Annotated in this window: 23 protein-coding genes; 9 read left to right on the top strand and 14 right to left on the bottom strand. The window is 64.4% G+C overall.

Annotation, left to right across the window (positions count from 1 at the left end; genetic code table 11):
* Positions 1 to 49: 49 nt before the first annotated feature.
* Positions 50 to 991 (top strand): hypothetical protein, encoded by a 942-nt coding sequence (locus ACO550_RS07755; RefSeq protein WP_485994590.1) that lies wholly within the window; start codon positions 50 to 52, stop codon positions 989 to 991.
* Positions 992 to 1,017: 26 nt separating this feature from the next.
* Here the strand turns inward: ACO550_RS07755 and ACO550_RS07750 are convergent, their stop codons facing one another.
* The 3 genes from ACO550_RS07750 to ACO550_RS07740 are packed head-to-tail and all read right to left on the bottom strand — an operon-like array spanning position 1,018 to position 4,147.
* Positions 1,018 to 2,262, bottom strand: a complete 1,245-nt coding sequence (locus ACO550_RS07750; protein WP_315591432.1) for an MFS transporter — start codon at positions 2,260 to 2,262, stop codon at positions 1,018 to 1,020.
* A gap of 2 nt (positions 2,263 to 2,264) precedes the next feature.
* A complete protein-coding gene (locus ACO550_RS07745) occupies positions 2,265 to 2,768 on the bottom strand; it encodes a flavin reductase (RefSeq protein ID WP_315591660.1) in 504 nt (167 codons plus the stop codon).
* Between the two features lie 5 nt (positions 2,769 to 2,773).
* Positions 2,774 to 4,147, bottom strand: a complete 1,374-nt coding sequence (locus tag ACO550_RS07740) for an LLM class flavin-dependent oxidoreductase (RefSeq protein ID WP_315591433.1) — start codon at positions 4,145 to 4,147, stop codon at positions 2,774 to 2,776.
* A gap of 173 nt (positions 4,148 to 4,320) precedes the next feature.
* Here ACO550_RS07740 and ACO550_RS07735 point away from each other — a divergent pair, with 173 nt between their 5' ends.
* Positions 4,321 to 4,887, top strand: a complete 567-nt coding sequence (locus ACO550_RS07735) for a helix-turn-helix domain-containing protein (RefSeq protein ID WP_315591434.1) — start codon at positions 4,321 to 4,323, stop codon at positions 4,885 to 4,887.
* 18 nt (positions 4,888 to 4,905) lie between these two features.
* Here the strand turns inward: ACO550_RS07735 and ACO550_RS07730 are convergent, their stop codons facing one another.
* The 7 genes from ACO550_RS07730 to ACO550_RS07700 form a co-directional block, all read right to left on the bottom strand.
* On the bottom strand, positions 4,906 to 5,685 hold the full coding sequence (locus ACO550_RS07730) for a UTRA domain-containing protein (RefSeq protein ID WP_315591435.1): 780 nt from the start codon (positions 5,683 to 5,685) through the stop codon (positions 4,906 to 4,908).
* Positions 5,686 to 5,751: 66 nt separating this feature from the next.
* Complete coding sequence (locus tag ACO550_RS07725) at positions 5,752 to 6,609, bottom strand: isocitrate lyase/PEP mutase family protein (RefSeq protein ID WP_315591436.1); 858 nt, start codon at positions 6,607 to 6,609, stop codon at positions 5,752 to 5,754.
* Positions 6,606 to 7,142, bottom strand: coding sequence for a LeuD/DmdB family oxidoreductase small subunit (locus tag ACO550_RS07720; RefSeq protein ID WP_315591437.1), 537 nt, complete (start codon positions 7,140 to 7,142; stop codon positions 6,606 to 6,608). The genes ACO550_RS07725 and ACO550_RS07720 overlap by 4 nt, the downstream gene beginning before the upstream one ends.
* A gap of 32 nt (positions 7,143 to 7,174) precedes the next feature.
* A complete protein-coding gene (locus ACO550_RS07715) occupies positions 7,175 to 8,446 on the bottom strand; it encodes an aconitase/3-isopropylmalate dehydratase large subunit family protein (RefSeq protein ID WP_315591438.1) in 1,272 nt (423 codons plus the stop codon).
* 6 nt (positions 8,447 to 8,452) lie between these two features.
* A complete protein-coding gene (locus tag ACO550_RS07710; RefSeq protein WP_315591439.1) occupies positions 8,453 to 9,424 on the bottom strand; it encodes a tripartite tricarboxylate transporter substrate binding protein in 972 nt (323 codons plus the stop codon).
* A 268-nt stretch (positions 9,425 to 9,692) separates the two neighbouring features.
* Positions 9,693 to 10,667 (bottom strand): tripartite tricarboxylate transporter substrate binding protein, encoded by a 975-nt coding sequence (locus tag ACO550_RS07705; protein ID WP_485994522.1) that lies wholly within the window; start codon positions 10,665 to 10,667, stop codon positions 9,693 to 9,695.
* 160 nt (positions 10,668 to 10,827) lie between these two features.
* Entirely contained in the window at positions 10,828 to 11,265 is a 438-nt protein-coding gene (locus ACO550_RS07700) for a winged helix-turn-helix transcriptional regulator (protein ID WP_315591440.1), read from the bottom strand.
* Positions 11,266 to 11,386: 121 nt separating this feature from the next.
* On the opposite strand from ACO550_RS07700, the gene ACO550_RS07695 reads away from it, so the two are divergent.
* From ACO550_RS07695 to ACO550_RS07680, 4 genes are all read left to right on the top strand, one after another.
* Positions 11,387 to 12,292 (top strand): EamA family transporter, encoded by a 906-nt coding sequence (locus ACO550_RS07695; RefSeq protein ID WP_315591441.1) that lies wholly within the window; start codon positions 11,387 to 11,389, stop codon positions 12,290 to 12,292.
* A gap of 62 nt (positions 12,293 to 12,354) precedes the next feature.
* A complete protein-coding gene (locus ACO550_RS07690) occupies positions 12,355 to 13,605 on the top strand; it encodes a serine hydrolase (protein ID WP_315591442.1) in 1,251 nt (416 codons plus the stop codon).
* Positions 13,606 to 13,688: 83 nt separating this feature from the next.
* Positions 13,689 to 13,946 carry a hypothetical protein gene (locus tag ACO550_RS07685; RefSeq protein WP_315591443.1) on the top strand — a complete coding sequence of 86 codons (258 nt, stop codon included), beginning with the start codon at positions 13,689 to 13,691 and terminating at the stop codon, positions 13,944 to 13,946.
* Between the two features lie 79 nt (positions 13,947 to 14,025).
* The gene (locus tag ACO550_RS07680) at positions 14,026 to 14,205 is read left to right on the top strand and encodes a hypothetical protein (protein ID WP_315591444.1); all 180 of its coding nucleotides are present in this window, start codon (positions 14,026 to 14,028) and stop codon (positions 14,203 to 14,205) included.
* Positions 14,206 to 14,209: 4 nt separating this feature from the next.
* Here the strand turns inward: ACO550_RS07680 and ACO550_RS07675 are convergent, their stop codons facing one another.
* From ACO550_RS07675 to ACO550_RS07665, 3 genes are read right to left on the bottom strand one after another with little or no spacing between them, the layout of a single operon-like run.
* Positions 14,210 to 15,118: a DMT family transporter gene (locus tag ACO550_RS07675; protein ID WP_315591445.1), complete on the bottom strand. Its 909-nt coding sequence runs from the start codon at positions 15,116 to 15,118 to the stop codon at positions 14,210 to 14,212.
* Complete coding sequence (locus ACO550_RS07670) at positions 15,115 to 15,867, bottom strand: HAD-IA family hydrolase (protein ID WP_315591446.1); 753 nt, start codon at positions 15,865 to 15,867, stop codon at positions 15,115 to 15,117. Before ACO550_RS07670 ends, ACO550_RS07675 begins: the two co-directional genes overlap by 4 nt.
* 40 nt (positions 15,868 to 15,907) lie before the next feature.
* Positions 15,908 to 16,588: a helix-turn-helix domain-containing protein gene (locus tag ACO550_RS07665; RefSeq protein ID WP_315591447.1), complete on the bottom strand. Its 681-nt coding sequence runs from the start codon at positions 16,586 to 16,588 to the stop codon at positions 15,908 to 15,910.
* A 136-nt stretch (positions 16,589 to 16,724) separates the two neighbouring features.
* On the opposite strand from ACO550_RS07665, the gene ACO550_RS07660 reads away from it, so the two are divergent.
* Positions 16,725 to 18,362 (top strand): acyl-CoA synthetase, encoded by a 1,638-nt coding sequence (locus ACO550_RS07660; RefSeq protein WP_315591448.1) that lies wholly within the window; start codon positions 16,725 to 16,727, stop codon positions 18,360 to 18,362.
* Here ACO550_RS07660 and ACO550_RS07655 read toward each other — a convergent pair.
* Positions 18,359 to 19,066, bottom strand: coding sequence for a FadR/GntR family transcriptional regulator (locus ACO550_RS07655; protein WP_315591449.1), 708 nt, complete (start codon positions 19,064 to 19,066; stop codon positions 18,359 to 18,361). The genes ACO550_RS07660 and ACO550_RS07655 overlap by 4 nt on opposite strands.
* A gap of 330 nt (positions 19,067 to 19,396) precedes the next feature.
* On the opposite strand from ACO550_RS07655, the gene ACO550_RS07650 reads away from it, so the two are divergent.
* Both ACO550_RS07650 and ACO550_RS07645 read left to right on the top strand, forming a co-directional pair.
* Entirely contained in the window at positions 19,397 to 20,206 is an 810-nt protein-coding gene (locus ACO550_RS07650) for an NAD-dependent epimerase/dehydratase family protein (RefSeq protein ID WP_315591662.1), read from the top strand.
* Between the two features lie 49 nt (positions 20,207 to 20,255).
* Entirely contained in the window at positions 20,256 to 21,551 is a 1,296-nt protein-coding gene (locus ACO550_RS07645) for an MFS transporter (RefSeq protein WP_315591450.1), read from the top strand.
* Positions 21,552 to 21,625: the final 74 nt, after the last annotated feature.

Genomic DNA, 21,625 nt, shown 5'->3' with positions numbered 1-21,625 from the left:
CGCGCGATCCTTGCGACCATGGGTGGCAACGCCCTATCCGTTGCGCCGCATGATCAGGAAAGCCGCCATCCTCGCCACCGTCTGCCTGTGCGCAAGCCTGCCCGTCCACGCGCAGTTCAGCGTGGTGGGCGCCAACGTGCAGAAGCAGGCCAATGGCGTGCTGTCGTTGATGGCCTATTCGGTGGTACCCGACCTGGCGTCCAGTTCGCTGTCGATCAACAACACCACCAGCGGCAACCCCGGCATCGTGATGTCGCAGCTGGGCGGCGGCTTTACGATGAGCAGGTCTTTCCCGCTCTACATGGAAGGATCGATCGCCTACAGCCGCTACGACCCGACCTTCGTGGCCAGCGATGGCACCGAAACGCGCCCGATTCCCACGCGCTGGAATACCGTGGCAGGCACCATCGGCATCGGCTGGGATTTCCCGCTGACCGATGACAAGGACCTCGTATTCCGGCCCATCTTCAATGCCTCGCTGGGCAATGTGTCGAGCGACCTTGCCGTCGGCAAGTTCATCCTGGAGCGCGCCGCCGACCGTAGCATCAACTTCCTCGATCACGGCACACTCAACGCCTACGGACTTGGGGGTTCGGTGATGCTGGACTGGGAACACTACCGGCCCGAGCACGACATCGACGTGGAGCTGCGCTACACCAACATCCATCTGCGGACCTTTGGCGGCACCACGGCCGGAGTCACGGGCTCGGCCACCGCGCAGACCGCCAACCTCTATGCACGCTGGCGCGCGCCCACCGGCCTGTTCGCACTGGATCGGCCGGTGCGCTATGTACTGGAGCTGTCGCATTCCCAATACCTGGGCAGCCAGGCCGATGTGCTGGGCTTCAACCGGCTGACAACACTCGGCACCGGACTGGAACTCGACACCAGTGCGCATGAGGTGTTCGTGACACGCGTGCGTGCCGTGGTGCGCTATGTGTTCGGCAACAATGTGAGCGGGGTTTCGCTGGGCCTTGCGGCAAGTTTCTGAAGCCGCTTGCCCCACCCACCTGCCAGCTACCGCCGCCCCCCGGCCAGCTTCACCGCATCGGGATGCTGCCGCAGCCGCCACATCGCGATGCAGCCCAGCGCCGGCCCGATCGCCAGCATGCCGAAGCCGCCGCGCCAGCCAAGCAGCGCAACGATATCAGGCACCAGGTGAATGCTGATCAACGTCAGCAGGAAGCCCGCGCAGGTCTGCGCGGTCAGCAGCGTACCGATCGATGACGGTTCCGCCAGTTCGGTCACGCTTGCCGAGAACTGCGCCGAGTCGGCAATCACCGACACCCCCCAGATCAAGGCAACCGTGATCAGCACCGTCAGCGGCGCCGTGGCCAGCCATCCCATCACCGCCGCACACGATGCGCTGATGGCCATCGCGCCGATCGTCACCGCGGTACGTCCCACGCGATCGGCGAGCCACCCTCCCAGCCACGCCCCTAGGGCGCCAATGGCAATCACCGCGAAGGTCAGCAATTCCGCATGGGCACGCGCCTCGGCCATGCCGCGCGCGGCAAGCGTTTGTTGCAGGAACAACGCCAGCCACGCCCACATCGCATAGAGCTCCCACATATGGCCCAGGTAGCCAAGGTTGGCCAGCCGCACCGCCGGTTGCCGCCATGCCTGCGCGATCTTGCCCAGATCGATACGCGCCGCACGCCGCAGATTGGGACCAATGCCAGCCAGGCCGATCAGCGCCGCCGCACCGGCCGCGCAGGCGGCCGCCACCGCGTATATGAGGCGCCACTCCAGCCCACCGGTTGCCGCCACCAGATGCGGACTTGCCGAGCCCAGCGTCAACGCCCCGACCAGCAAGCCGATCAGCAGGCCGAGATCGCGCTGCGCCCAGGTGGCAGCCAGCCGCATGCCCACGGGGTAGACGCCCGCCATGCACATGCCGGTAATAAAGCGCAGCACCACCACCGTGCCACCAACCGGCGGCAGGAAGGCCAGCGCACCGGTGGCGATTGCCGCCACCAGAGCCGAACCGGCAAACAACCTGCGCAGGTCATACCGGTCGGGCAGCGACAGCAGCGCCGAAGCCAGCGTGCCAGCCACAAAGCCGAATTGCACGGCACTGGTCAGCAATGCCTCGTCAAAGGCGGAAATCGCATGTTCGCGTTTGATGACTGCCACGGCAGTACTTGCCGAGAACCAGACACCCATTGCCGCAACCTCGGCCAGCAGCAGGATCGCAATCGAGAACAGCTTGCCGCGCTGGCGCTGCTGCGCGGGCGCGGCGGTGGAAGGCGATGCCGGCATGCTCAGGCAGGCACCTGCTGCGCGGCCATCCCGACGCGATGGAAATCGCGCCCGAAGTAGATCAGCCCGTCGCGCCCGCTGGCGGCGCGCGCGGCCTTGATCTGGCAGAAAAACACCGTATGGGTGCCAACCTCGGTCACCGATTCGATCTCGCAATCGAGCGCGCTGACCGCCCCATGCAGCACCGGCGCACCGGTGGCCAGTTGCTCCCACTCGGCGCATGCAAAGCGGTCGCCGATGGACAGGTCCTTGTCGGCAAAGCGCATCGCAAGATCGCGCTGCTCGGCCGCCAGCACGTTTACGCAAAGCCGGCCGTTCTCGCGCATCGCCGCGTTATTGCGGCTGGTGCGGTTGATACATACCAGCAGCGTTGGCGGCTCGTCGGTCACGGCGCACACGGCCGATGCCGTGCACCCGGCCAGCCCGGCCGTGCCGTCGGTCGTAATGACATTGACGGCGGCCCCGAGGCCCGCCATCGCGTCACGAAAAGTTGTCTTGTCTACCATGATTGTCATGACTGGTTCGCGCCGGTGCCGCGATATTGCGCCGCGGCATGCGACCCTGGCAAGCGCGGCCGCCCGAACAGCTTGTCCCGATAGGTGCCCGACTGATACGCGGTCTTGTATGCGCCACGTTCCTGCAACAACGGCACCACAAGGTCGATCACATCCTCGAAGCATTCCGGCACCACCGTGCGTGAAAGGTTGAAGCCATCCACGCCGGTTTCCTCGCTCCATGCCATCAGCAGGTCCGCCACGCGCTCGGCCGAGCCCACCCATGGCGGCTGGCGGCTGCCCAACACCATCTGTTCGAGCAACTTGCGGCGCGTCCACTGCGGTCCCGCGCTGCGTGTCATCGCTTCCACATTCGATACGATGGCCTGGCTCTTGCCCGTGTCGATCGGCTCGTCCAGATCATAGCGCGCGAAATCGATCCCCAGCGAGGCCGCCGCATGCACCAATGCTGCCTCGGAGCTGACGTAGCGGCGATACTCCTCGAACTTCTCCTGGGCTTCGGCATCGGTGCGCCCCACCACCAGTGTGGCGCCCAGGAACACCTTCACGTCGTCGGCATGGCGGCCCAGTTGCACGGCCTGCGCACGAATATCGTCGACAATCTCCTTCACGCCCTCTTTCTTCTGCCCGTTCACGAACACACACTCGGCATGCGTGGCCGCAAAGCGCCGGCCCCGCGTGGACGCGCCGGCCTGATACAGCACCGGCGTACGCTGCGGCGACGGCGCGCACAGATGCATCGCATCGACCTTGTATTGCGGCCCCTGGTGATGGATCACGCGCACCTTGTCCGGGCGCGCATAGACGCCACCGGCGCGGTCGCCAACCACCGCATCGTCGTCCCAACTGCCTTCCCAGAGCTTGTAGACCAGCGCCATGTACTCGTCGGCCAGGTCATAGCGGTCGTCGTGCGCCACCTGTCCATCGATACCGATCGCGCGAGCCGCGCTGTCCAGGTAACCGGTCACGATATTCCAGCCGATACGCCCACCGGTCAGATGATCGAGCGTGGACATGCGCCGCGCGAACAGGAATGGCTGCTCGTAGGTCAGATTGGCGGTCACGCCAAAACCCAGGTGCTGCGTCACCGCCGCCATGGCCGGAATGAGCAATGTCGGATCATTGACCGGTACCTGCACGGCACCCCGCAACGCGGCGTCTGCATTGCCACCATAGACGTCGTAGACACCAACCACATCGGCAAAGAAGATGCCGTCGAACAGACCGCGTTCGAGCGTCTTCGCATATTCGACCCAGTACTGCAGTTCGGCATAGCGGTGCGACTGGTCGCGCGGGTGCGTCCACAATCCTTGCTGGATATGGCCGATACAGTTCATGTCGAAGGCGTTCAGGCGGATCTCACGCGGCATTGGGGGCTCCGTTCGAGGATGCGTGATCAGGATTTTCATCCACTATAGTGGACGAATGCACATCATCGTAAGGATTGAATGCAGAGGGTTAACCCTTGGATTGCCGCGCAACAACACTCCCGGCATCGGACAGGCGCCTCTTATAATGCGACGTCCCTGCCGCCAGTCCGATCATGAGCCGACTTCCCGACGACCCCACCACCGCCATCTCTGCCCGCGTGCGAATCGAGCGTGAATCGCGCGGCTGGTCGCTGGCGGAACTGGCCGACCACTCGGGGGTATCGAAGGCGATGATCAGCAAGATCGAGCGCGGCGAGGCCAGCCCCACCGCCACCGTGCTGGGGCGCCTGTCGGGCGCCTTTGGCCTGCAGTTGTCGATGCTGCTGGCCCTCGCCGAGCAGGCTGGCGAACGCCTGAGCCGCGGGGCCGACCAACCGGTCTGGCAGGACCCCGAAACCGGCTATACGCGCCGCGCAGTCTCGCCGCGCAACGGCGGCATGCTTGAACTGGTGGAAGTCACGCTGCCGGGCAACGCGCGCGTGTCTTACCCGTCGTCGGCATTCGCGTTTCAGCACCAGCAAATCTGGGTGCTCGCCGGCACGCTGGTCTTCGAGGAAGGCGAACTGGTTCACACTCTCAATGCAGGCGACTGCCTGCAACTGGGGCCACCCGCGCCTTGCACCTTCAGCAATCCCGGGCCAGCCGAGTGCGTCTACGTGGTGGCCCTGGTGCGACGCTAGTGCAAGGTTGGCGCCGCGCTAGTGCTGGTCGGCGTCGATCCACACGCGTGTCGACGCCCCCGCGCGCGACAACCGCATCTGGTAGGTATAGCGCTCCGGATGATAGAGCCCGACCAGGAACTGCACTGGCCTGCCGTTCGCGTCGGTTGCCACGCGAGACACGCGCAGCAACGGCACACCCGGCGCAATGCGCAGTATCCGCGCCACATCCAGATCGGCAACCGCGGCCCCCAGCGTCTGGTCCGCGGATACCACCTCGATGCCATGCTGCTCCAGCGCCACCAGCATCGGCGTGTCCTGTAGCGTATGACGGTCAAGCGCGCCTGCCAGATCGCCGGGCACGAACACCTCGGTATAGGAGATCGGCTGCGCCTTGAACTTGCGTACGCGCACCACCTTGAGCACCGGCGCACCGGGCGGCAGTTCCAGCGCGGCGCTTACCGCCGGTGGCGCCGGCATGCGCTTCCATTCAAGCACCTGCACCCGCGTGCGCATGCTGACGCTGACAATATTGTCGAGCAGGCCGCCCCGCACGGTCTGCACCGCCGCCTGGGCCTGCGACGGATGCCTGGCAGCGGGCACGGTGCCCTTGCCGCGCAACCGCACCACCAACCCTTCTTCCTGCAACCGCGCAAGCGCCGAGCGCACCGTGACGCGCGCCACGCCAAACTCTTCCGCCAGCTGCCGCTCACCGGGCAGCGGCATGCCGGTCTCGTAATGCCCACCACGAATCCGCTCGCGCAGGATCAGGCGAACCTGCTGGAACCGGGGCAAGGTGGTGTGGGGGTCAAGCGTCATGCGGCGGAGAAATCAGTGCGATGCCGCCACGGTACGCGTGCCGCAATCATTCGACAAGCGGTACCGTTACTCGTACTGCTTACCCAACGCCAGCATCTCTGGCGTGCCAATGACACTGTTGAGCGCCTGGAACGACAGCATCTTGTCGAGGTATGGCGTGGTGGTGCCGTTCGCATGAAGGCTGGCCAGGTAATCCTGCAGCGCGAAGCTCAGCGCGCGCACGGTACCGCCCGGGAAGATCACGATGCGGAAGCCGATTTCCTCGAGCTCCGCCGCCGGCAGTACCGGCGTCTTGCCACCCTCCACCATATTGACCAGCAACGGCGCGCGCTTGCCAAGGCGGGCGATGGCCGCATCCATATCCTCGCGGCTGCGCAATGCCTCCACGAACAGTACGTCGGCACCGGCCTCGGCATACTGTTCAGCGCGCGCCAATGCGGCTTCCATGCCTTCCACGGCCACCGCATCGGTGCGGGCGATGATCAGCGTATTGTCATCACGCCGCGCGTCGCAAGCGGCTCGGATCTTTCCAGCCATCTCGGAGGCGCTGATCACCGATTTGCCATCGAGATGGCCGCAGCGCTTGGGGCTGCCCTGGTCTTCGAGTTGGATCGCGGTGGCGCCGGCGCGTTCCAGTACGCGGACGGTCTGCATCACGTTCAGCGCATTGCCAAAGCCGGTATCGGCATCCACGATCAGCGGCAGCGTCAGGCAACGTTCACGAATGCTGCGCGTCACGGCTGCCACGTCGTCGAGCGACAGGAAACCGATGTCGGGACGTCCGAACCGCGTATAGGCAATACTGGCGCCAGACAGGTATGCGGCGTTGAATCCGGCCTGTTCGACCAGCAAGGCCGAGAACGCGTCGTAGACGCCCGGCGCGGTGATGATGCCGGTGCCTTGCAGGCGCTGCTTGAGTGTCATTGCACTTCCTCGTTGACGGTGAGTTGCCCTGCCGCGATCTTGCGCGCCAGGTGTGGCACCAGTCCGCCATCGCGGATCATGGCGACCAGATGCGGCGGAATTGGCTCGCATTGCATTGTGGCAGCCCCTTCCACAAATACCTGCGCGGCATCGATATCGCAGCCTGCGCGCTGGCCATTGGCGACTGCATTGGTAGCTGGCGCCGTGCATGTCAGCAGCGGCAGGCCGAGATTGAAACCATTGCGATAGAACAGGCCGGCGAACGACGGCGCCACCACGGCCACCACGCCCAGGTGGCGCAGCACCTCCACGGCCTGTTCTCGGGACGAACCGGCACCAAAATTACGGCCGCCAAAGACGATGTCGCCAGGGCGCACGTTGGCGGCAAACGACGGGTCCACCGCTTCCATGCAATGGCGCGCGATCTCGTCGATGCCAAACTTCATATAGGCACCCGGCGCCAGCAGGTCGGTATTGATATCGTCGCCAAACACCCAGGCGCGGCCGGTGAAGTTATTTGCGACGGCACTCATGTCAGCACTCACGTCAACATTCATGACCGCGCTCATGCGAGTACCTCGCGCGGATCGGCAATGCGCCCGGCAATGGCCGACGCCGCCACGGTATAAGGCGAACCGAGATAAACCTGTGACGATGCTGCGCCCATGCGTCCCTTGAAATTGCGTGCCGTGGCGCTGATGACCACGCTATCTTCGCCAAAGCGATGTTCACCGTAGCCCGCACATGCACCACAGGCGTTGGGCAGCAGTTCGGCACCGGCATCGGACAGCACGGCCAGGGTGCCCTCTTGCGCGGCGCGCATCTGGTCGGCGGCACTGGCAGGCGCCACCAGCAGGCGCGTGCCATTTGCCACGCGCTGACCACGCAATACTTCGGCGGCCATGCGCAGGTCTTCGAGCTTGGCGCCGGTGCACGCGCCGATATAGGCAATGTCGATGCCGACCTTGTCGAACGCATCGACGTCGTCGGCGTTGGCCGGCGTATGCGGACGCGAAACCTGCGGCGCCAGCGTGGCCGCATCGAACTCATGCACGGCCAGGCATTCGGCATCGGCATCGGACTGCCAGGCATCCACGTCGATCGCTTCGGCCGGCACACCGGCTGCCAGCAACCAGTCGCGCGTGGTGGCGTCGGGCGCCACCAGCCCCACCTGTGCGCCAAGCTCGGCGGTCATGTTCGACAACGTCATCCGTTCCTGCATCGACAGCGCGGCCACCGCCTTACCCGTGTACTCCACGGCCTGGTACTGACCGCCATCCATGCCAAACTGCGTACACATGCGCAACATCATGTCCTTGGCAGAGACGCCTGCGCCGAGCTTGCCATGCCATTGCATGCGGATGGTCTGCGGTACGCGCACCCAGATCTCGCCCGTGACCAGCACGCCGAGCATCTCGGTGGCGCCGATGCCGAACATATAGGCTCCGAACGCGCCGCCAGTGGATGAATGGCTGTCGCCGCCCACCGCGAACATGCCGGGCCGCAGGTAGCCCTTCTGCGGCACGACCACATGGCAGATGCCTTCCATGTCATGGAAGCGCGTCACGCCTTCGTCTTTTACCCAATCGCGCGCAATCTGCACGATCTTGCGGCTGTCGGGGTCATGCGCGGGCACGTAGTGATCGGTGACGACCACTACCTTGTCGGGGTTCCACACCTTTGCGCCGAGCTTTTCCAGCATCGGTTTCACACGGCGCGGACCGCCCGAGTCATGCATCATCGCCAGGTCCACGCGGCACGTCACGATCTCGCCGGGTGAGACCTCCGCCCTGCCCGATGCCCTGGCCAACAACTTCTGCGCCAATGTCCTGCCCATGCTGCTTTACTCCACCTTCGTACCGGAGGCCTGGATCACCTTGGCCCAGTGCTGAATATCACTACGCACGAACTGTGCGAACGCCTGCGGCGTCATGCTCACCGCCGTGGCGGCTTCGGTCTCCATGCGCTGCTTGTAAGCCGGGTCCTCGACGGCAATCTTCACCGCGCGGTACAGCTGGTCGGTAACGGCCTGCGGCAGTTTCGCGGGACCAAACAGGCCGAACCACGCCGACGACTCGAAACCCTTGACCGTCTTGCCGATCGGCGGCACGCCCGGAAACTGCGGAAGCGCGTCCTTGCTGCTGACACCGAGGAATTTCAAGGTGCCCGACTTCACATGCGGCAGCACGTTGACGGTGCTCGCGAACATCAGGTCCACGGTGCCGCCGAGCAGATCGGTCAGCGCCGGATTGGTACCCTTGTAGGGAATGTTTACGATGTCGGTACCGGTCTGCAGCTTGAACTGCTCGCTGGCCAGATGCAGCGACGAGCCCTGCGCGCCAATCGCAAACGTGAGCTTGCCCGGATTGCGCTTCGCATAGTCGATCAGGCCGGCCGTGGTATCGAACGGCACGTTCTTGCGCGCTACCAGCACGCTGGGCACGCGCGCCACCATCGTGATCGGCGTGAAGTCCTTTACCGGATCGAACGGCAGGTTCTTGTAAAGCGTGGCGTTGATGGTATGGCCGGTGAAACTCATCAGCAGCGTGCTGCCATCGGGCGTGCTGCGTGCCACATACTGCGCGGCAATATTGCCGCCCGCACCGGGCTTGTTGTCCACCACGACCGTACGGTGCAACGTATCGCCCATCGAACGGGCGATCAGGCGCGCCAGCGCATCGGTGGTGCCACCTGCCGGACTGCCCACCACGATCGTGATCGGCTTGTCCTGGGCCGCCGCCTGCAATGGCGCGGCCAATGTTGCAAACATGGCCAGCACTGCGCCGGCCAGGGCTTTTCTTCGACTGATTGACATCGTTGTCTCCGCCGCTTTTCTGGATATGGGGGTTAAATCGGACTCTATGCCCCGTCGGCGGGTCACTCAATGGAACCAGCTGGTCCTATCCACGGGACCAGCTGACACGTTCGGATGTCCAGACATTGCCGAAAAGATCAGGGCATGCCCCGGCGGCGGCACGGGGCAAAGCGCGCAATGTTACACATGCCGCGCGTCAGGAATGTAAGGGATCGTAAAGACCGCTTGATGAAAGCGGGTCGGCGTCAGGTCGGCGCCCGACAGCAAATCAATCGATCGTCGCGCCCGAAGCCTTTACCACCTTGCCCCATTTGTCGATCTCGCGGGCCAGGAACTGGCCGGTATCGACAGGCGATGTCCAGCTTGCCGCAAACCCCTGCGTGGCAAAACGCGCGCGCACCTCGTCCTCGGTCAGTACCGCCTTCAACGCATCGCTGAGCTTGCCGATCACGGCCGGCGGCGTGCCGGCCGGTACCAGCAGTGCATTCCATGCAGTGGCCTCGTAGCCCGGCAACCCGGCTTGCGCAATGGTCGGGATATCCGGTGCGGCGGGGGAACGCGTGGCGCTGGTCACGGCCAGTGCACGTAGCTTGCCGTCGCGCACGAATGGCATTGCCGAGAGCATGGTGTCGAACATTACCGTGGCCTGTCCGGCCATCACGTCGGTCAATGCCGGCGCGCTGCCCTTGTACGGGACATGGGTCATGCGCACGCTGGCCATGCTGTCGAACAACTCCGCGGCCAGGTGCGTGGACTGTCCATTGCCGGAACTCGCAAACGTGACCTTGCCCGGATTGGCCTTGGCCACCGCGATCAGTTCACCGACGTTGTTGGCCGGCGTGGACGGCGCGGTCACCAGCACGAGGGGCCCGCTGGTCAGCATCGAGACCGGCGCAAAGTCGTTTCGCGTGCTGTAGCCCGGCTTTGAGAACAGCGTCATGTTGATCGCATGCGCGGTGGTGGCCACCAGCAGCGTGTAGCCGTCGGGCGCGGACTTGGCCACGGCGTCGGCCCCGATATTGCCGCCCGCGCCAGGACGGTTGTCGACCACGATCGGCTGGCCCAGCCGTTCCGCAAGCTTCTGCCCGATGACCCGCGCAACGATGTCGGTGGGACCGCCCGGAGGATAAGGCACCACCATCCGGATCGGCTTGCCCGGCCAGGGCTGCGCGTGGATGGCGGGGGCGGCGGCCAGCAGCGGCACGGACAGCAACAACATCGACAGCGTGCGAGTGGGGGTCATGCAGGCTCCTGAATCGCTACGGTTTTGCGGAATGAAACTGTGGTGTATGCCGAATCAGATGATTTACAGGCCGCTTATAGATGGCCAGCCGCCGTCATGTCACTCTGCACCGCACCAAAGTTTTGTCGCCTGAAACCGGTGGTTGCTGCTTCCCTACTGCCTACAGCGGTGGCAGGCGCCGCCTGACTGGCTGTGACTTGACGATGGCCGAACTGGTCTCGGCCATGTCGGTGATCTGTTCGAGAATATGGTCCAGATGTTCGATCGAGCGCAGGTAGAGCCGGCCGATAAAACAGTCATCGCCGGTGACCTTGTCGCACTCGGCAAACTCGGGAATGCCCTCGATCAGCTTCTGCACCGCGTGGAGCTTGCCGGGCAACGGCTTGATACGAACGATGGCCTGCATGGAAAAGCCCATCGCGCGCGGCTCCACATCGACGGTAAAGCCACGGATCACGCCGCGATCCTCGAGACGGCGCAACCGTTCGGACGCGCCCGGCGCCGACAGCCCGACCTGCTCGGCCAGCGTCTTTACCGGCATGCGGCCATCCCGCTCCAGCAGCGCCAGGATTCGGCGATCGAGATCATCGAGCGACATAAGGTATTTCCATGGTTCTGCCTGATAAAAATCTGAAAAAAGCGCATATCACCTTTACTTTCGACTGTGGATTGTAGGCCGTAACGCTTAAACTGCAACCCTCGTTTGCAGGAGACAGGCCGTGGAAGACAGAACGCGGGGCATGCTGGAGATGGTGGCGGCAATGGTGATCTCGGGCACCATTGGCTGGCTGGTGGTGGTATCGGGGCGCCCTGTCACACAGGTCGTGTTCTGGCGCTGCGCGTTTGGTGCGCTGGTACTGATACCGGTCTGTGCCATGCGGGGTTACCTGCGGCCCGGCGGCATCACGCTACGCCAGGCGCTACTGGCCGTGGCCGGCGGCGTAGCCATCGTCGCCAACTGGCTGCTGTTGTTCTCGGCCTACTCGGGGGCGTCGATCTCGATTGCCACCGCGGTCTACAACACCCAACCGTTCATGCTGGTGGCCCTGGGTGCGCTCTTCCTCGGGGAACGCCTCTCCGTGGCCAAGGTGTCGTGGCTGGTGCTGGCCTTCCTGGGCATGTTGCTGATCGTGCAGGCCAAACCCGATGGGGGCAGCGTAAATGGCAACTACCTGCTGGGCATCGCGCTGGCACTGGGCGCGGCATTCTTCTACGCACTGGCCGCGCTGATCGCCAAGCAACTCAAAGGCGTGCCGCCGCACCTGATTGCCATGATCCACGTGCTGGTAGGTGCCGTCATGCTGCTGCCCATGGCCGTGCAGGCGGACCTGCCGGCTGGCGCCACGACCTGGGGCACGCTGGCCACCATGGGCGTTATCCATACCGGCCTGATGTACATCCTGTTGTATGGCGCGATCCAGAAACTGCCCACTCACCTGACAGGCGCGCTGTCGTTCATTTATCCTATCGTGGCCATTCTGGTGGACCGGCTCGCATTCGGGCATCACCTGCACCTGTCGCAAGTCGGCGGTGCGGCGTTGATCCTGCTGGCCGCCGCCGGCATGACATTGGGATGGCCCTGGCGCCGGCTGCTGCCGTGGAGCACACGCGAACCTTCCGCGTGAGCCACGTGCATGGCGTGATTGCGACCGGGCCCTGACAGCCAACACAGCACGGAGGCACGGATATGCAAGACACGCAGGGAATGTCGCGGGAACGGCTGGACCGGATCGGACGCTTTGTCGACCAGAACTATGTCGCCACGGGCAAGCTGCCCGGCGCGCTGGTCCAGGTGTGGCGGCGTGGCGAACTGGCCGTGAACGCGGTACTGGGCATGGCCGACCGTGAGCGCCAGGTACCGCTGGCCGAGGATTCCATCTTCCGCATCTACTCGATGACCAAGCCAATCACGTCGGTGGCCATCATGATGCTGATGGAGGAATGCAAGATCGCGCTCGACGACCCGGTCAGCAAGTACATTCCCGAGTGGGAGAACCTTGGCGTGTTCGCGGGCGGCTTCATGGAGAGCTTCCAGACCCGTGCCCCCGCCCGACCGATGCTGGTGGTCGACCTGCTGCGCCACACCTCCGGCCTGACCTATGGCTTCCAGCAGAACAGCAATGTCGACGCGGCCTACCGCAAGCTGAAGCTCGGCGAACTGGCCACCGAAGGTACGCTCGACGACATGATCGCCAAGCTGGCCACGCTACCGCTCGAGTTCTCGCCCGGTGAAGCCTGGAACTACTCGGTAGCCACCGATGTGCTCGGCTACCTGGTCGGCAAGATCAGCGGCATGTCGTTCGACGCGTTCCTGAAGCAGCGGATCTTCGACCCACTGAGCATGGTCGATACCGGTTTCCATGTGCCCGAACACAAGGCCGACCGTTTCTGCGCGTGCTATGCCATCGGTGCACTGGGCTCGAAGGTGATCTCGCAACGCGGCCCGATGCTGCAGGACGATCCGCAAACCAGCCCGTACCTGAAGCCACCGGGCTTCCTGTCCGGCGGCGGCGGTCTGGTCTCGACGGCCGCCGACTACATGCGTTTTGCCCGCATGCTGCTCAATGGCGGCGAACTCGATGGTGTACGGTTGCTGGGTCCCAAGACGCTGGCGTTAATGACGGCCAACCACCTGCCGGGCGGGGTCGACTTGCCGCGCATGTCGCGCTCGATGTTCAGCGAGGCTACCTACGAAGGCGTGGGCTTCGGCCTGGGCTTTGCAACCACCATTGCACCGGCCAGCACGTTGATTCCCGGCAGCGCGGGCGACTTCTTCTGGGGCGGTGCGGCCAGCACGTTCTTCTGGGTCGACCCGCGCGAAGACCTGATTGGCCTGTTCCTGACCCAGTTGCTGCCCTCTTCGGCCTACCCGGTACGCCGCCAGTTGCGCACGCTGGTCTACAGCGCGATCACCGAACCGGGCCCCGCCCCGCGTTGACAAGCCGCGCCCGCGCCCGGGATGCCCGGGCGCGGGCATGGTTACAATGGCCGCACGTGAAACAGACTCGGATGAGACCTCAAATGCAGATCCGAACCGCAATCATCGCCCTTGCCGTAGCCGCCACGGCCGCCATGAGCCCGTTGGCGCACGCCAGCGTGGCATCCGACGCCCATGCGTTCAAGGAAGGCGTCAAGGAAGCCGGCCGGAAAACCGGCCATGCAGTGGCCGATGCGGCACGCACGGTTGGACACGGCGCCAAGGCAGCCGGCCACGCGGTGGCGGACACCACCAAACGCGGGTATTACGCGACGAAGAAGGCGGTGAAGGGGGAGGATTGATTTGCGTGGAGGTGTCGCCGGGCTCCCGGACCCCGCCACACCTGAGTACAATGCCGCCCTTAACCAACGGAATGATGTCGTGAAGAAAACCGACCTGGAAAAGAACAAGGGCCTGAAGCTGACCAACAGCATGAAGCAGGCGGGCGCCAACCGGGCGGGTTCCGCGCCGAAGAACCAGCGCCAGTTGGCCGCCAGCAAGAACGGGCTGCTTGGCAAGCTGCTCGGCAAGGCCGTCCCCCCTGAAAAAACCGAAGACTGAACCGTCAGCACTCTGCGCGCATGGCCCGGGTGCTGCGATGCAGTTCGAGGGCCACGCCGCCGAGGGTGATCGCCAATGCCGTGACCACCCGTGGTCCGAGCGGCTCGCCCAGCATGAATGCGGCGGAGACCGTGCCGATCACCGGCACCAGCAGCAAGCCGGCTGACGCGGAGCCGGCCGGTACGCGTTTCAGCGCGCCGAACCACGCCAGATAGCACAGCGCCATCGGCCCCACCGCCATATAGATCAACGCACCTGCGCCGGTTGGCGTCAGCAATGACGGATCGGGACGTTCGGTCGCGATGCCGATTGCCACCATCATCAGCGAGCCCAGCCCGATCAACCATGCACTGAGTGCGATCGGCGGCATGGCAATCGGACGGCGCGACGTGACGGCGCCCAGCGCAAACAGCAACGCTGCGGACAGTGCGAACACAATGCCTGGAAGCTTGTGCACGATGCCACCAACATTGCCACCCACCAGCAATGCCAGCCCGGCGATGCCCAGGCACAATGCCACGATGCTTTGCCGCGCGGGTCGCTCACCGAGCACCGGCCATGCGAGCATCGTGGTCCAGATCGGCAGCGTGTAGGTCAGCAGCGCGGCCTCCGACACGTGGAGCCAGCGCAGCGACAGCGCCGTGAATCCCATCCAGGCAAATACATTGATCGACGCCGTGAGCAACAACCGGCCGGCCAGCCCACGCGGTAGCCGCAGGCTTTCCTTGCGCAGGATGGCCGTGAGCGCCAGCCCGACGGCGGCCAGCACGCCGGCCGAGCCGCGAGCGAACAGGGCCGGCCAATCGTGAATCAGGATCTTCATCGCCGGCCAGCCAAAGCCCCAGCCCACCGCCGTGGCGATGACCAGCAACCAGCCGACCCGGGATGATGTGCCCTGCTGCGGGCCGCTCACTGCAGCGGCCTTGCCGGCATCGCCCGCGCTGCAGGGCAGGACGGATCGATGGCACGACACAGCGCGTAAAGGTCCCGCACAATCAGGTGCGGCGCCGGGCTATTACGCGCCCAACGTGCAGCTTCCGCGTTGTCGGAACGTACCACCCACGCCGCCTGCGCACCTGCCGCAAGTGCACCCACCACATCGAGGTCCGCATCGTCGCCGACATGGAGCATCTGTTCGGGCCGGCATCCGACCGCTTGCGCCGCGGCGTGGAACATCGCCGCATCGGGCTTGGCAAAGCCGGCGCTTTCCGGATTCAGCGCGGCGCGAAAGAAATGGTGCCCACCGGTTACCTTGAGGCTGGCGTTGCCATTGGACACCGCCACCAATGGAAAACGCTCGCTGAGCCACTGCAATGCGGGGAAGGCATCCTCGAAGAAATCCACGCGCTGGCGTGCGGCGAAGAACACGTCGTAGGCAGCCTGTGCCAGCAGCGGATCCTCGCCCGACAGTTCCAGCGCCATGCGGATCGAGCCGAGCCGCAGTTCCCGCAGGTTGTGCGACAGGTCGGGCCGTGTGGCCTCGAAGCGCGTGCGCAACTCGCCCAGCACCTGCGGCGAAGTCAGCAGGCCCGATGTGCGCGGTGCCTGTGCCAGCAGCCAGTCGTGCAGGGTCTGCTCGGCACGCACCACGGCTGGCCCGAAAGCCCACAAAGTATCGTCAAGGTCGAGGGAGATTGCCGAGATGCTGGACAGCTGGTGCATGGGGGACTGAATTGCGCAGAGGGGAAGCCAGACCGTGATTCTACAACTCCGACATGCCGAACCTGCGCAGCGCTTCCAGATCCGTCACGCGAATGGTCTGGTAAGACAGCCCGACCATGCCCTCGCCTTCGAGCCTGCGCAACGCCTGGTTGACGCGCTGGCGCGACAAACCCGTCAGCAGGCCGATTTCCTCCTGCGACAGCTCCAGCACCGCGCTGGTCTTCGGGTACAGCGCCGGGTGGAACAATTGCGCGATGGCCTGCGCCACGCGCGCATCGGCGCCCAGCAGCCGATCATTCTGCACCATGGCAATGAACTGGCCCATGCGTTCATTCAGTTGCCGCACCACATAGCCGGCAAATGGCAGGCTGTCGGTCAAGAGCGTATTGAAGAGCGCTTCGGGCACCAGCAGCACCCGCGATTCGCGGATCGCGATCACATCGTAGCGCCGCTCCTCGCGCTTGATGACACTTCCCTCGCCGCACCAGCCGCCGGCGGGCACGCCACAGAACGTGCAGCCGCGCCCATCCGGCGTGTAGACCGCCAGCTTGATCAGCCCCGCGTCAACGCCAATCCAGTAGCGCGAGTATTCGCCGCGCCGCGCGATATAGGTATCGGCCGGAAACGTGCGCACCACGGTGCCTGACGCGGCAAGCTCCTGATGCATGGGAGCCAGCGCACGATACCAGTCGTGTTGCTCAAGCACTGCGTGGGCGTTCATGTGGCTCGGGGACTTGGCGAAGTTCAGGTTGCGCCAGCTCTGTCATCCGGACGACAGTGTTGGCCTGTCGCGCAATGATAGCGTGTGGCCAACAACACATCACGAATCCACCAGGATCCTCAGAGGAGACAGCTTCATGCCGACCGACTACGACACCGGACTGGCCCGCAATCCGGCCAACTTCGTGCCCCTGACGCCGCTCGACTTTATTGCCCGTGCGGCGGAAGTCTATGGCCACCGGCTGGCCATCGTGCATGGCCCGGTACGCCAGAACTGGCGCGACACCTACGCGCGCTGCCGCCGCCTGGCCAGTGCGCTGGCCCGTGCGGGGGTTGGCAAGGGCGATACGGTTGCCGCGCTGCTGCCCAATACACCGGCCATGATCGAGGCGCATTTCGGTGTGCCGATGTCCGGTGCCGTGCTAAACGCGCTCAATATCCGCCTGGATGCCGCCAACCTCGTCTTCATGCTGCGCCATGGCGAAGCCCGCGTGCTGCTGGCCGATACCGAGTTCGCCGACGTGGCGCGCCAGCTTGCCCGGGAGGTGCAAGGGCTCAAGGTGATCGCCGTGGACGATGCGCTTGGCCCGGTAGCAGACGCACCGTTTGGCGACACAGACTACGAGACCTTCCTGGCCGGCGGCGACCCCGAATATGACTGGAAGTTGCCAGCTGACGAATGGGATGCGATTGCGCTGAACTACACCTCGGGCACCACCGGAGACCCCAAGGGCGTGGTCTACCATCATCGCGGTGCGGCCATGAACGCGGTGTCCAACATCCTCGAATGGGATATGGCCAAGCACCCGGTCTACCTGTGGACACTACCGCTGTTCCACTGCAACGGCTGGTGTTTTGCCTGGACCGTGGCGGCGCGCGCGGGCGTGAACGTCTGCCTGCGCAAGTTCGAGCCCAAACTTGTTTTCGACCTGATGCGCGCGGAGGGCGTGACCCATTACTGCGCGGCCCCGATCGTGCACACCGCGCTGGTCAGCGCACCGGCCGCATGGCGCGAGGGCCTGCGCGGACCGGTGCGCGGCATGGTGGCCGGCGCCCCGCCCCCGGCGGCCGTGCTGGCGCAGATGGAAGCCATGGGCTTCGAACTGTCGCATGTCTATGGCCTCACCGAAGTCTATGGCCCGGCCGCGGCATGCGCCGAGCAGGACGACTGGAACACCTTGTCGATGGAGGAACGTGCGGTGCTGAAGGCGCGCCAGGGCGTGCGCTATCACCTGCAGTCCGGCGTCACAGTGCTCGATCCCGATACGATGCAGCAGGTGCCGCGCGACGGCGAGACCATTGGCGAGATCATGTTCCGCGGCAACATCTGCATGAAGGGCTACCTCAAGAACGACAAGGCCACGCGCGAGGCGTTCGCGGGCGGCTGGTTCCATACCGGCGACCTTGGCGTGCTGATGCCCGATGGCTATATCAAGATCAAGGACCGCAGCAAGGACATCATCATCTCGGGCGGCGAGAACATTTCCAGCGTGGAAGTGGAAGACGCGATCTATCGTCACCCTGCCGTGATGGCCGCCGCCGTGGTGGCGCAGCCCGACGCCAAGTGGGGCGAGACCCCGTGCGCGTTCGTTGAACTGAAGGAAGGGGCCAGCGTCACGGCCGAAGAGATCATCGCGCATTGCCGCACGCTGCTGGCCGGTTTCAAGGTGCCCAAGGCGGTCTACTTCGGGCCGCTACCCAAGACCTCGACCGGCAAGATCCAGAAGTTCGAGCTGCGCCGGCAATTGCAGTCGAGTTCCGCGATCGACGTCTAGCCGCCCTCGAAAATCCGCCGCCGCGCATTCTCGATATGGCGACGCATCGCCAGCGACGCGTCTGCCGGCGCCTGCGCGACGATGGCATCGATGATCGCGTTATGCTCGGCCTGCACCACCTCGAAACGTGCGGCGATACGGGCCTGCCCAAGATTGCGGGCCAGTTCCATGCACTGTCGGATCGGCCCGAGCGCATGCTCGATGGTCGAGACAAAGAACGCATTGTGCGACGCACGCGCGATAGACAGGTGCAACTGCAGGTCTTCCTCTACCCCCATCGCGCCGCTGTGCTGCGCGCGGTCCAGTGCCTGGCAGGCCGCGCGGATGGTGGCGAGATCGGCATCGCTGCGCATCCGCGCCGCCAGCTCCGCCGCGCCCACCTCCACGCACATGCGAAACGCGTAGTACTGCTCGATATCGGCAATGCTCTCGATCTGCGGCCCGCTCGGCTGGCCGCGCGCCGGCATGCGCTGGATAAAGCTGCCCGAGCCGCGGCGCGACACCACGATGCCTTCCGAGCGTAGCCGCGACAGCGCCTCGCGCACGGTGGTACGCGATACCGCATAGCGATTGGCGAGGTCGACTTCGGTGGGCAACTTCTGGTCCGCGGCGAACTCCCCACGAAGAATTGCCGCGATGATCAGCTTGCAGACCTGTTCCGATCGGCTCGGGCTGTCGGCTGCTGTCAATACGATGTCGTCCAAGCGTTATTCCCCTGTCGATTGGTTGATGCCGGTGGTGCCGGTGTACCAGTGGTGCCTGGCAACTTGTTGAAGTTGTCACACTACCATACTGCGCGCGCCTGATTCCCTTCATTACAATAAAGTCATCGTACGTCACTAAATAAGCCGAATGCGACACTTTTACACCGGGGTATACCCCAAATGAGCCGTATGTTCGTTGACTTCATGGACGAATCGAACCAAAGTTGCCGGACTTAATCAAGAAGTTGTCGGACTAATCATGCGTTACACGTTGTACGACGTCGCATAAATCTCCGGCAGTTGGATAAAGACATTCCCGGAGTTCTTATGGTGACCAGAATTGCATTGAGCGGCGCAGGCGGCCAGTTGGGCAAGGTGCTGCGCTCCGCCCTGCCTACGCGCGGCTACCGCCTGCGCTCGGCCGGCAACACTACCCCGCTGACACCGCTGGCTGACAACGAGGAAGTCATGCACGGCGACCTGCGCGACCCGGCCGTAGTCGACCGCTTGCTGCAGGGCGTGGACGTATTGATTCATATGGCTGGCACCAGCGTAGAGCGCCCGTTGCCGGAAATCATCGACAACAACCTGCGCGCGCTGTACGAGGTCTACGAAGGCGCGCGACGCCAGCGCGTGCGGCGCGTGATCTTTGCCAGCTCCAATCACGCGATCGGCATGTATCCCGTGACCGAGAGGCTGGACACCGATTGCGAGTTCCGTCCCGATGGCTTCTATGGCCTGAGCAAGATGTGGGGCGAAGGCATGGCCCGCCTCTACTGGGACAAACACGGCATCGAGACCGTCTGCATCCGTATCGGCAGCTGTGTCGAACAGCCGCAGGAGCCGCGCCACCTGAGCACGTGGCTCGGCCATGACGACCTGCTGCACCTGATCGAACAGGCGATCACGGTGCCGGACCTGGGCTTTATCGTCGTATGGGGCGTGTCCGCCAATACCCGCAATTACTGGGACAACAGTGGCGCGGCACGCCTGCAGTATCGGCCGCGCCAGAACGCCGAGGAGTTTGCCGAGGCGATCCTCGCGCTGCCTGATCCGCTCGACGCCATTGCACGCCAGCACCAGGGCGGCGGCTTTGCCAGCATCGACTACACCGCGCCGGAGAACCGGCCGCCACGCTGAACCCCGCATCACACAAATACACGCGAACACAAGGCAACGAGGAGACAACATGAAACGAATCAAGGGCATGCGCTGGTGGATGGTCAGCCTGGTCACGATGGGCCTGATCGTCAACTACCTGGCGCGCAATACGCTGTCGGTGGCCGCCCCGACCATGATGACCGAGCTGCAGATGAGCACGCAGCAGTATTCCTACATCGTGGTGGCGTGGCAGGTCTGCTATGCGCTGATGCAACCGGTTGCCGGCCTGATACTCGATGCCGTCGGCACCAAGCTCGGCTTCGGCATCTTTGCGCTGGCGTGGTCGCTGGCCTGCGCGGCAGCCGCACTGGCTACCGGCTGGCAAGGCATGGCGTTCTTCCGTGGCCTGCTTGGGCTGACCGAGGCGGCCGGCATTCCCGGCGGTGTGAAGGCAACCACCGAGTGGTTTCCGGCCAAGGAACGCTCGGTCGCCATTGGCTGGTTCAATATCGGCTCCTCGATCGGTGCGTTGTGCGCACCGCCGCTGGTGGTCTGGACCATCCTGCATGGCGGCTGGAAGCTGTCGTTCGTGGTGGTCGGCGTGCTCGGCGTGGCGTGGACCCTGCTGTGGGCGCTGTTCTACAAGCATCCGAAACAGCAGAAACGCCTGTCCGAAGAGGAGCGCGAATACATCCTGTCCGGCCAGGAAGCGCTGCACAAGGATGGCAGCGCACCCAAGGCCAGCTGGCTCCAGATCGTGCGTGGCCGCAACTTCTGGTCGATCGCGATTCCGCGCTTCCTGTCCGAGCCGGCATGGCAGACCTTCAATGCCTGGATTCCGCTCTACATGGCCACCGAGCGCCATATGAACATCAAGGAGATCGCGATGTTCGCATGGCTGCCGTTCCTGGCGGCAGATATTGGCTGCGTGCTGGGCGGCTACCTGAGCCCGTGGTTCCACAAGCATCTGAAAGTCTCGCTGTTCACGTCGCGCAAGCTGGTAATGCTGGTGGGCTGCCTGGCGATGATCGGGCCGGCCTGCGTGGGCCTGGTGGATAGCCCGTACACGGCAATCGCGCTGCTGTGCGTGGGTGGCTTTGCGCACCAGACGCTGTCGGGCGCGTTGTACTCGATCACTTCCGATGTCTTCGGCAAGAACGAAGTGGCCACCGCCACCGGACTGGCCGGCATGACCGGCTACCTGGGTGCCACGCTGTTCACGCTGCTGTTCGGCCTGGCGGTCACGCAGATTGGCTACAGCCCGCTGTTCGTGGTGCTGGCCGTGTTCGACCTGATCGCCGCCGCGGTGGTGTTCGTGATGGCTCGCGAACGCACCGAGCCTACGGCCATGAACGGTGGACTGCGCTCGTCGCCCGCGCACTAGCCGTCGTTTCACCGATTTACCGCATTACCGCATGACCGCATTACCGCATGACCGCATGACCGATCCCATCAAGA

Source organism: Cupriavidus sp. (assembly GCF_057315035.1).
Note: the sequence above shows the minus strand (reverse complement) of the source record. Positions and strands in the feature narration are given on the sequence as shown.